General features: G+C 31.0%; 5 protein-coding genes. All 5 read right to left on the bottom strand.

Annotated elements, in window-relative coordinates; all coding sequences use genetic code 11:
* Window positions 1–820: translation initiation factor IF-2 N-terminal domain-containing protein (locus ACTB1H_RS08980; protein WP_463262509.1), on the bottom strand; the 820-nt coding region annotated here is incomplete at its 3' end.
* A gap of 28 nt (window positions 821–848) precedes the next feature.
* Window positions 849–1112, bottom strand: a complete 264-nt coding sequence (gene rnpM / locus ACTB1H_RS08975; RefSeq protein WP_463262508.1) for an RNase P modulator RnpM — start codon at window positions 1110–1112, stop codon at window positions 849–851.
* Window positions 1102–2172: a transcription termination factor NusA gene (gene nusA, locus ACTB1H_RS08970; protein ID WP_463262507.1), complete on the bottom strand. Its 1071-nt coding sequence runs from the start codon at window positions 2170–2172 to the stop codon at window positions 1102–1104. The genes rnpM and nusA overlap by 11 nt, the downstream gene beginning before the upstream one ends.
* Window positions 2173–2198: 26 nt before the next feature.
* Complete coding sequence (locus ACTB1H_RS08965; protein ID WP_463262506.1) at window positions 2199–2660, bottom strand: ribosome maturation factor RimP; 462 nt, start codon at window positions 2658–2660, stop codon at window positions 2199–2201.
* Between the two features lie 100 nt (window positions 2661–2760).
* Window positions 2761–5391, bottom strand: a 2631-nt coding sequence (locus tag ACTB1H_RS08960) for a PolC-type DNA polymerase III (RefSeq protein WP_463262505.1), incomplete at its 5' end; no start/stop codon positions are given.

Here is a 5391-nt window from a genome sequence, read left to right as displayed (position 1 = left end):
TTGCGATATCCGTAATTTTGGCACCTCTAGCTCTCATAGAAGTAAATGCCTCATGTCCAGGGGTATCCAAGAAAACTATTTTTTTATTATTTATGTTTACAGTATAAGCACCAATATGCTGAGTTATTCCACCAGCTTCTTTTACAGTTACATTCGTGTGTCTTATTGCGTCCAATAAAGAAGTTTTTCCGTGATCTACATGACCCATAACTGTTACGACTGGTGGTCTAGGAATTAAGTCTTTAGGGTCATCTTCATAATCTAATTTATCAATTTCTGATTCTTCTTCACTTTTAGCAATTTCTACTTTATACCCGAACTCTTCTGCAATCAGCTCAGCAATCTCTGAACCAATAGTTTGATTTTGTGTTGCCATGATTCCTAATGCGATTAATTTGGTTATTACTTGTGCTGGATTTACATCTAGTCTTTCCGCCAATTCTTTTACAGTTATCTCAGATTCTATAGTGATAGATTTTTCTGTCGGCTGTTCTATTGATATTTTATTTATAGAATCGAATTCTCTATTATGACTTTTCTTCTTATTTGACTTTTTTTTCTTTGTGTTTTTATCCTCAAAATCATTGTTATATTCTGACGGTTCAATCTTTACATCTTCAATAATATTAACATCATTATTATCTAGAGTTTCTTTCTTATTTTCATCTAGAATTATTTCTTTTATTAATTTAGCATCTTCTTCTTCTATTGAGCTCATATGACTATGAACTCCTATATTAAGCTCGGAAATTTTTTCTACTAATTCTTTGCTTGACATATTTAGCTCTTTAGCTAATTCATATATTCTTATTTTCGCCATCTTAACACCTCCACTTTTTAGGTGACTTTCATTCTTTTATAACCTCTCTAAGTTTTTGATAAATGTCATCACTAATTTCTGTTTGTAATTGTCTTGATAATTTTTTATTTTTAACTATTTCATTAAAACATTCTAAATTTGCACAAATATATGCGCCTCTTCCATTTGCTTTCCCGGTTAAATCAACACTTACAATTCCATCGCTATTCTTTACGATTCTAATGAGTTCATACTTTGGCTTCATCTGATTACATGCTATGCATTTTCTTAGTGGAACCTTTTTAGGACTCATCTTTATCATCTCCAATTAAGCTTTTATATTGGCTTTCTGATTTAATGTCAATTTTCCAACCAGTTAACTTTGCTGCTAACCTAGCATTTTGTCCTTCTTTTCCTATAGCTAGAGATAATTGATGATCAGGAACTATTACAAGTGCTGATTTTTCTTTTTCGTTTGAGAATACCTCTAGAACTTTAGAAGGACTTAGACTGTTTGCAATAAACTCATCTATTTTTTTACTCCAGATTACAATATCAATCTTTTCACCATTGAGTTCATCTACTATCGCTTTTACTCTAGTCCCTTTAAATCCAACACATGCACCCAGAGGATCAACTTCTTGATTTTTAGAAAATACTGCTATTTTAGTTCTGGAACCAGCTTCTCTTGCTATTGAATAAATTTCTACAATTCCTTGAACTATTTCAGGAACTTCAATTTCAAATAATCTTTTAACTAAACTATCACTTGCTCTTGAAAGTATTATTTGTGGGCCTTTGGTTGTTTTTTTGACTTCAGAAATAAGTAATTTTAATCTATCTCCTTGGTTATAGACTTCTCCAGGTATTTGTTCAGTTGGAGGCAATATACCTTCTATTTTACCCAAGTCAATGTATACATTATTCTTAGAAGATCGTTGGATTTGTCCTGTAATGATTTCGTTTTCTCGATTTATAAACTCTTCAAAAATTACATCTCTTTCTGCATCTTTAATTCTTTGCATTACTACTTGTTTAGCTGTTTGAGCAGCTATTCTTCCAAAATTTTTGGGTGTAACTTCTAATTTTATTGAATCTCCAATACTTAATTTTGGATTTATTTTATTAGCTAGCTCTATTGGAATTTGCAATAATTCATCCTCTAGGTCATCACTGTTGACTACAGTTTTTATAGCAAACACTTTTACATTACCTGTTATGTTATCTATTTCCACTTCAACATTTTGTGAAGAACCAAAATTCTTTTTATAACTTGATATCAAAGCTGATTCTAGAGCATCTATTATGACACTTTTTGGAATCCCTTTCTCTTTTTCAATTTCCTCAAGGGCACTGATGAAATCAACATTCATCCCTTTATTCCTCCTCATATTATATATTAAAAGTGAATTATCTGTCTCATCAACGAAATTAACTCTCGTGGAATTACAACATTATTTTCTTCTAACTGAATAGTTACTGTATTTTCGTCATAGTTTTTTAGTATACCTTCAAAATGTTTTTTCCCTTCTATTGCTTTATACAGATTAATTTCAACTTCTTTACCTAAGTTCCTAATTATATCTTTATCAGTTTTTATTGGTCTATCGAGTCCAGGTGATGATACTTCAAGATAATAAGAAACATCAATTATATCGATTTGATCCAATTTTTCCCCAATTTTTTCACTAACTAACTGGCAATCTTCTAAGTTTACACCTCCAAGCTTATCAATGAATATTTTGAGGAAATATTCACTCTGTTCTTTCACGAATTCAACATCTACTAGTTCGTACCCTAAATTAGAAACCAAAGGATCACTAAACTCTTTTACAGTTTCAACTATTTCTTTTCTATTCATATAATTCACCATACCTTGCAAAAATTAAGAGTGGGATCTCCCACTCTTTGAATTAATTATTAATTGTCTTTTTGTATTATATCATATTCATAAAATTAAATCAAATGTTAAAAAGGCTAATTTGATTAGTTTCAGGAATATCTTTTAAACATCCATGTTTCTCTAAAGCTTCAATAACTGGTCTAGTGGCCTTGCCTCTAGTAATTAATTCTTCAATGGAGAGAAATGGAGCTAAATTTCTCTCTTCGACTAACTTTCTAGCAGCATTTTCCCCAATTCCTTCAAGTGTTTTAAGTGGTGGTATTATTCCATTTTGACCTATTAAAAACCTATCACTGTCTGACTTATACAAATCTACTCTTTCAAAAGTTAAGCCTCTAGCATACATTTCCAAAGCAACTTCTAGAATTGTCAATTGATTTTTTTCTTTAGCACTTGATTCATTAATTCTATTTTCAATTTCTTGAATTTTTGATTTTACATATTCCTTTCCTTGCAAAATAAGTTCAGCATCAAAATCTGAGGCTTTTGTTGTGAAGTATGTTGCATAGAAAGCTTGAGGATAATGCACTTTAAAATAGGCTATTCTAAAACTCATTGTAACATAAGCTGCAGCATGTGCTTTTGGAAACATATATTTAATCTTATTACAGGATTCAATATACCATTCAGGAATATTCAATTTTCTCATTGTTTCTTGATCTTCCAGACTTAAACCTTTACCCTTTCTAACTTTTTCCATAGTGAAAAACGCTCGTTTTTTGTCAAGCCCAGCATTTATCAGATATAACATTATATCCTCTCTAGTAGAAATTACTTCTTTTAAGGTTGCAATATTTTTTCTTACAAGGTCTTGTGCATTATTAACCCATACATCTGTACCATGAGATAGTCCTGATATCCTAACTAATTCTGAAAAAGTTGTAGGTGAGGTTTCTAATAACATTTGGCGAACAAATTTAGTTCCAAACTCAGGAATTCCTAATGTTCCTACTTCACAGTTGATTTCCTTAGGGTCAATGTTTAATGCTTTGGTGCTAGTAAAAAGACTCATTGTATCTTTATCATCAAGTGGTATTTGAAGAGGATCTATTCCTGTTAAATCTTCAAGCATCTTTATAATTGTAGGTACATCATGGCCTAATATATCTAACTTTAAAATTCTTCCGCTTATTGAATGATAATCAAAATGGGTTGTTATAACACCTGAGGAATTATCATCTGCAGGATATTGTATTGGAGTAAAATCATGAATATCTTTATAATCTGGAACAATCATAACTCCTCCAGGATGTTGGCCAGATGTTCTCTTTATCCCTGTACAACCTTTAACTAATCTATTTATTTCAGCCTGATTAACCGGTTTATTTTTTTGCTCAAAGTATTTTTTTACAAAACCATATGCTGTCTTATCTGCAATTGTACCAATAGTACCTGCTCTAAATACTTTTCCCTCTCCAAATAGCTCTTCTGTATATTTATGTGCTATTGCTTGGTATTCACCAGCAAAATTTAAGTCAATATCTGGTTCCTTATCCCCTTCAAACCCTAAGAATACTTCAAACGGTATATCGTGCCCGTCTTTCTTCATTGGATTTCCACAATTAGGACAATCTTTATCATTTAAATCAAAACCAGAGGCAATTTTACCATCATCATAAAATTCTGAATAATGACAGTTCTCGCAAACATAATGAGGTGGAAGAGGGTTTACTTCAGTTATACCACTCATCGTTGCTACGAAAGATGAGCCAACTGAACCTCTAGAGCCAACTAAGTAACCATCTTGCATAGATTTTGAAACAAGTTTTTGAGCTATAATATATAAAACTGAATATCCATTATTTATTATAGAATTTAGCTCTCTATTTAATCTCTCTTCAACAATAGCCGGCAGAGGGTTACCGTATATTTTAAATGCCCTTTCATATGCTATTTTTTTTAATTCATCATCAGCCCCCTCAATTTTAGGAGGGAAAGTGCCATCAGGAATTGGTTTTGTGTATTCTACCATACCACTAATTAAATTAGTGTTTGTAACAACTATTTCTTCAGCAACAGCTTCCCCTAAATATGAGAATTCTTTGATCATTTCATCAGTAGTTCTAAAATAGAGAGGAGGTTGTTCATCGGCATCATCAAATCCTTGTCCATACATAATTATGCGTCTATAAACCTCATCTTTAGGATCAAGGAAATGTACATCTCCAGTAGCAACAACTAATTTATTTTTTGATTTTGCTAGGTTATATATTTTTTTATTTATTTCTTTTAGTTCATCAACATTTTTAACAATGCCATCCCTCACTAAATGTTTATTGTTATCAATTGGCTGGATTTCAATATAATCATAAAAATCAATGATTTCATTAATTTCGGAAAAAGGTTTATTTGTTAAAAAAGCTTTATATACCTCACCTAATTCACATGCACTACCAATTATAAAGTTATTTTTACTTTTTTGTATTAATGATTTTGGGATGCGTGGCTTCCTATAAAAATATTCCAAATGAGATTTTGAAATCAATTTATATAGTTCTTTTAAACCTTGTTGGTTTTTTGCAAGTATGATACAATGAAATACTTCATTTTTGTTGATATTTTTTGACTTCAAAGTTGAATTTAATTGATAAGGGGTTAATATATCTTTATCTTTTAAAATGTCCAACATCTTAATAAGGATATCAGCGGTAGCTTTTGCATCATCAACAGCTCTATGATGATTAATCAA

The organism is Soehngenia sp., assembly GCF_055108775.1.
The sequence above is the reverse complement of the archived record's forward strand: the minus strand, read 5'-3'. Positions and strand labels throughout refer to the sequence as shown.